4 protein-coding genes and 1 pseudogene are annotated in these 5,863 nt (G+C 40.6%); all 5 read left to right on the plus strand.

Annotated elements, in window-relative coordinates; genetic code table 11:
- Positions 1-391: 391 nt before the first annotated feature.
- The gene (gene thrS / locus ACE1AQ_RS18140; RefSeq protein WP_008200810.1) at positions 392-2,248 is read left to right on the plus strand and encodes a threonine--tRNA ligase; all 1,857 of its coding nucleotides are present in this window, start codon (positions 392-394) and stop codon (positions 2,246-2,248) included.
- A 114-nt stretch (positions 2,249-2,362) separates the two neighbouring features.
- On the plus strand, positions 2,363-3,394 hold the full coding sequence (locus ACE1AQ_RS18145) for a GTP-binding protein (RefSeq protein ID WP_008200812.1): 1,032 nt from the start codon (positions 2,363-2,365) through the stop codon (positions 3,392-3,394).
- A gap of 446 nt (positions 3,395-3,840) precedes the next feature.
- Positions 3,841-4,620 carry a hypothetical protein gene (locus ACE1AQ_RS18150; RefSeq protein ID WP_106908243.1) on the plus strand — a complete coding sequence of 260 codons (780 nt, stop codon included), beginning with the start codon at positions 3,841-3,843 and terminating at the stop codon, positions 4,618-4,620.
- Positions 4,620-5,429 (plus strand): metallophosphoesterase, encoded by an 810-nt coding sequence (locus tag ACE1AQ_RS18155; protein WP_110546081.1) that lies wholly within the window; start codon positions 4,620-4,622, stop codon positions 5,427-5,429. The genes ACE1AQ_RS18150 and ACE1AQ_RS18155 overlap by 1 nt, the downstream gene beginning before the upstream one ends.
- 21 nt (positions 5,430-5,450) lie before the next feature.
- Positions 5,451-5,732: pseudogene (locus ACE1AQ_RS18160) on the plus strand (metallophosphatase); the annotation flags it as partial.
- Between the last annotated feature and the right edge of the window lie 131 nt (positions 5,733-5,863).

Here is a 5,863-nt window from a genome sequence, read left to right on the forward strand (position 1 = left end):
TAAATATTGGAAGAAAGGTAGTCGGAGAGGCCGCCTTTAGCGGGAATCCGATAGAGAGGTTCGTAGTTAACCCAGTACGGGTCAAAGCGTACAAAGCTAATTCTAGATGCAATATTTGCGTACAGAATTAGTAACTATAGACCTCTTGTCAAATTCAAAAATCTTCCCTTATGTGAGGAGTAAGTAGCCAGTATTCGGTCGTCAGGAGAATCAAAAATGAGCTTTAATCAATTAAATTCTCTATTTAGAGATTTTATGCCTATTTTTCTCATTTTTGAACTCTCAAAAATTAATTATCGTTGAGCTTGCCGCTAGAGGATTTGAGCGCATTTTTCTCTCAGACATCAGCCCTCCTTTGCTAAAATGATAATCATTATCACTTTAACTGGCAATGGTCAATCAAATTAAGTCCCCCCGAGCAGAAAGCCCCGTTATCGAGGAAGATTCGCAAAAAATCGTAAAAATACGCCATACTTGCGCCCATGTCTTAGCGATGGCTGTACAAACTCTCTTTCCTGAAACCAAAGTCGCTATTGGTCCCTGGACAGAAACGGGATTCTACTACGATTTCGATCGCCCAACACCCTTTACCCCCGAAGATTTGGAGAAAATAGCGGCAGAAATGGGGCGAATTATCGGGAAAAACCTGCCAATTATCCGAGAAGTGCTGGAAAGAAGCGAAATTGCCGCAGAAATCGAGCGCCTTAATCAACCCTACAAAAAGTTAATTTTAGAGAGAATTCCCCCAGATGAAACCATTACCCGTTATTTTATCGGTAGTCCGGACGCAGGACGGAGCGATCGAGAACCCTCGTTAATTGATGGCGCTGTTTCTCCCCCGGAAGAATTTTGGTGGGATCTGTGTGCGGGACCCCATCTCAACTCGACGGGGGAAATTAACCCAGATGCTTTCGCATTGGAGAGTGTAGCGGGTGCTTATTGGCAAGGAGATGAAAAACAGCCGCAATTACAGCGAATTTACGGCACAGCTTGGCAAACCCCCGCAGAATTACAAAATTATCTCCAACAAAAAGAAGAAGCGCAGCGACGAGATCATCGCAAATTGGGACAACAATTAAAATTATTTAGCATCCAAGAAGATGCGGGTGGCGGTTTAGTTTTTTGGCATCCCCGGGGTGCAACAATGCGTTATTTAATCGAAGATTATTGGCGCCAAGCTCATTTAGAAGCGGGTTATCAATTTCTTTATACTCCCCATCTAGCTAATTTAGATCTGTGGAAAACTTCCGGACATTGGGACTTTTATCGCGACAATATGTTTGAGGCGATCGAGTTAGAACAGCAAAGCTATCAAATTAAGCCGATGAATTGTCCTTTTCATGTTTTAACCTATCAAAATGACCTGCATTCCTATCGAGAATTTCCCCTCAGATGGGCAGAATTAGGCACAGTTTATCGTTACGAGCGATCGGGGGTTTTACACGGATTAATGCGGGTGCGAGGTTTTACCCAAGATGATGCTCATATTTTCTGTTTACCAGAACAAATTGCCGCAGAGATTCTAGGAGTTTTGAACTTAACCGAGAAAATTCTCTCCGATTTTGGCTTTACTAATTATGAGGTAAATTTATCGACTCGTCCCAGTAAATCCGTGGGTAGTGATAGTGTTTGGGAATTGGCAACCGCAGCTTTAATTGAGGCCTTAAATGCTAAAAAGTGGGATTATATTGAGGATCAGGGAGGTGGGGCTTTTTATGGTCCCAAAATTGATATAAAAATTCAAGATGCGATCGGTAGAATGTGGCAATGTTCCACGATTCAGGTCGATTTTAACTTGCCAGAACGCTTTGATATGCAATATGTCGCTAGGGATGGTACTCGCGAAAGACCGATTATGATTCATCGAGCTATTTTTGGCTCTTTGGAAAGATTTTTTGGTATTTTAATCGAGAATTATGCGGGAGATTTTCCTCTCTGGTTAGCACCTATTCAAGTCCGTTTATTACCCGTTAGTGATGAACAGCAGCATTATGCTTTAGAGGTAGCAATGCAGTTAAAACAAGCTGGTTATCGAGTGGAAATCGATAAAAGTGGTGAGCGTTTAGGTAAACAAATTCGTACAGGAGAACTAGAAAAAATCCCTGTCTTAGCTGTGATTGGAAAACGAGAAATTAGCAGTGAAACTCTAAGTGTTCGCACTCGACAAGGGGGTGATTTAGGTTCGATGACGCTGGCAGATTTATTAGAAAAAATGCAAACGGCGATCCTATCTAAAACTAATCTCTGAAGCTTTTGTATCAACCAGCAAATAGTGGATATTGATCCCTTCCAGGCGAATTTAACAGGGTTGAGAAAAGCCTATTTTCTGCCAATTAATTAACTTAAAAGTGGGTTAGCTGCCATGAGTTCTTTGATAATTCCTCTCTCCGATTCCCTCCCTTGCTTGCCTAAATCGGGAATGCCTGTGACGATCATTACTGGTTTTTTAGGGAGTGGAAAAACCACCTTACTAAATCATATTCTTGACAATAAAGAAGGGTTAAAAGTTGCCGTATTAGTCAATGAGTTTGGGGATATTAATATTGATTCTCAATTGCTTGTCTCCATCGATGAAGATATGGTAGAATTGAGTAATGGCTGTATTTGTTGTACGATTAATGATAGTTTAATTGAGACAGTCTATCAGGTCTTAGAAAAAGAAATACCCGTGGACTATCTAATCATTGAAACCACAGGATTAGCCGATCCTTTGCCAATTATCCTCACTTTCCTGGCCACGGAATTAAAATATCTGACTCGCTTAGATTCTATTATTACCCTCGTGGATTCTGAAACCTTTACTGCCGATCATTTTGATAGTAATATTGCCCTTAGTCAAATTCGTTATGGTGACGTGGTAATTCTCAATAAAATAGATCGAGTCAGTCCCAAAAAATTAGATGATTTAGAAAAGTTTATTCGTCGAGAAAAAGAGGGTATAAGACTCCTAAAAAGTAGTTATGGTCAGGTTCCTTTGGGTTTATTGTTAGATCTAGGTTTAACTAAAGAAGAATTGTATAAAGTCCAGTTGAGAGACTTTCAAAAAAATCGCCCAATCTCCAGTGATAATCAATCTCCTGAAGACTTTAATTTTGTCTCCTTTGTTAGCGATAAACCATTTAATTTAGATAAATTTGAACCTTTTCTCACGGAAAAAATGCCGATAAATGTTTTTCGAGCAAAAGGGATTCTCTGGTTTCAACAAAGCGATTTAAAACATATTTTTCAATTGAGCGGTCTTCGTTATGATCTGCAAGCGGTAGAATGGGATACATCTCCTAATAATCAGTTAGTTTTTATCGGCAGAAATTTAAATAAAGAGGAAATCTTGACACAACTAAACGAATGCTTGGCTAGTTCTCAAAAAATTAAAAAGCACAAACTAAGTAGGTAGGTGTTAAAAGTTTTCAGACACCCCCCCTTATTAAGGGGGGACTAAGGGGGGATCGAACCTAAAATCGATTTTTAATTTAATTAAAACCAGCTACTTATGAATAATTTATGGATAAAAACTTTAAAATTTAACGAACCCTCGATCCCATGGTTTTACGTCTCTTTGTTCTCCAAGCTCATTATCGCAAACCCTTGCACTTTACGGAAGCGGCGCTCAATTAAGGGAACAATTAAAAACGAGGGGAATTATCTTAGTTGATTTACCCGATGGACAAAGCCAATGGTATCCTAGAGAAAAGAGCCATAACCATGATTAATATCCCAAGAGACCGCCAATTTTTCCCAAAATAACCTTGCTAAGTCTAGAGGATTGGTTAAGAAAGATTACTTGCCCCAATCTAACTTATGCTAGAATGATTATCATTACCACAATAGAGAAGGAGCAGAATGATTATCGTGGTGACGGGGGGTATAGCTGCGGGAAAAACCCATTGGATTCGCCAACAAATCGCCAAACAGACGCAGCCAAGTCTATATTTTAGTCCCCAGACGGAAACTTTTCCCATTGATCACCTCACTTTACAGAGTGACTTTCCCCAGTTGTCCTCTATTTCTAGGGAAGAAGAAGACCTTTTGAGCAGTTTATCCATGAAAAACAGGGTCTATATGGAAGTACCATGGCATTTAGACACGCAATCCCTCGAAAGCTTTCTAAAACCCCTCAATTGTCATCGGGTAGCGATTACGTCTCCAGACGAAGAAATCCCCGAAGGACAAGTTCCCGTCGATGAAATAGTCATCAGTCCCGTCAAAACAACCATAAAAGGTGATCAATGGTTAAAAAAACGGGAAATACAGATTTATAGAGCCGTTTTAACGGGAGAAATCCTCGATTTTTCCAGTTTAACCACCTTTTGGACAGAATTAACCCAAGGAGCCTATGGGGAAGTGCTGCGGGTCAAAAGTATCTTCGATATCATCGACGGTCAGTGTATTTATGGGGAATTTATGGATGAATGGCCAGAAAAAGACTTTCAAAGCTTAAATTTCCCCTTAAATGTCGATGGGAGACCGAATCGCTTCAGTGGGATTGAAATCGTCGGTCGCAATCTCGATAAACCGATAATTGCCGATACCCTGAGTGATTGTTGTCTGTCCGATGAGGCACTTTTTTATTATCAACAACAATTTCAAGAATCTTTAGAGCCAGAAATGGAGTTAATCTGATGAAAATAGCCGTTTTATCCTGTATTCATGGCAATATGCCCGCTTTTAATGCTGTTTTGCAAGATTTAGACCAACAGGGTTGTCAAGAAATCTACTGTTTAGGGGATTTAGTTGGGTATGGACCCCATCCTAACCAAGTGGTGGAAAAAATCCGTCAACTGGGGATTACTACAGTACAAGGGTGTTGGGATGAGGATATCGTTGAGGGATTAAATGCCTGTGAGTGCAGTTATCCGTCGCTTTTAGCAGAAAAACGCGGTAGATTAGCTCATGAGTGGACAAATCAAATAATCACCCCAGAAAACCGTAATTATTTGTCAAAACTGCCCGAAATTTTTAAGCTAGATAACCTCTGTTTTGTTCATGGTAGTCCCCAAAGTAACCATGAGTACCTTTTAGCCGAAATGGACGCTTTTACGGCTTTAGAACGGGTTTTATCGGTAGATACAGAGGTTTTATTCTGTGGACATACCCACATCCCCTACATTCGCACTCTCGACGCGGGAAGCTTGCAAATAAAAGTTTATCAACCCGATGGGGAACAGTCGCGGCAATTTACCACACCGGTTAAACGTATCATCAACGTGGGATCGGTGGGAGAACCACGTCACGGTCGTCCAAATGCCACCTATGTGATTTACGATCGAGAAACGGCAGCGGTACAACTGCGAGAAGTGGCCTATAACTATCAGGAAACCTGTCAGGCTATTTTAGAATCGGGTTTACCTCCTATTTTCGCTTGGCGATTGGCTAAGGGTCTAGAATATGCAGAAAAAGCCGATGATCCGACTCATGTTTGCGAACGTTAATTTGTGATAAATCAAGAAATTATGTGGGCAATTTTAAGCGGTATTCAAGGCAATTTACCAGCCTATCAAGCGGTCTTGGAAGATATTCAGCAACGGTCAGTTAATGTAGAAAATTTATATATTTTAGGAGATTTTATCGGTGTTAATCCCGATAGTGAAATGCTGGTAGAACAAATACGTTATCCCACTAAAAATAACTTATATCCGCAGGTTTGTCGGGGATGGTGGGAAGAACAATGTTTAATTTTACACAGTTTAGGAGCAACAGGAGAACCGACGGAATTAATCCATAAACCTGGACTTCCCCGTTGACAAAAAGCCATAAGCTGTGCTGTAGAAGGGATTAAGAGAATTTACGCCGCCCCGTTACTGGGTACAAATCAGGGAAACTCCCAATAAATCTAACGCTTTTTGTTGCAGTTGGGTCGGTCGAG

It is taken from the genome of Microcystis sp. BLCC-F209, assembly GCF_041928595.1.
Classification (GTDB): Bacteria; Cyanobacteriota; Cyanobacteriia; order Cyanobacteriales; family Microcystaceae; genus Microcystis.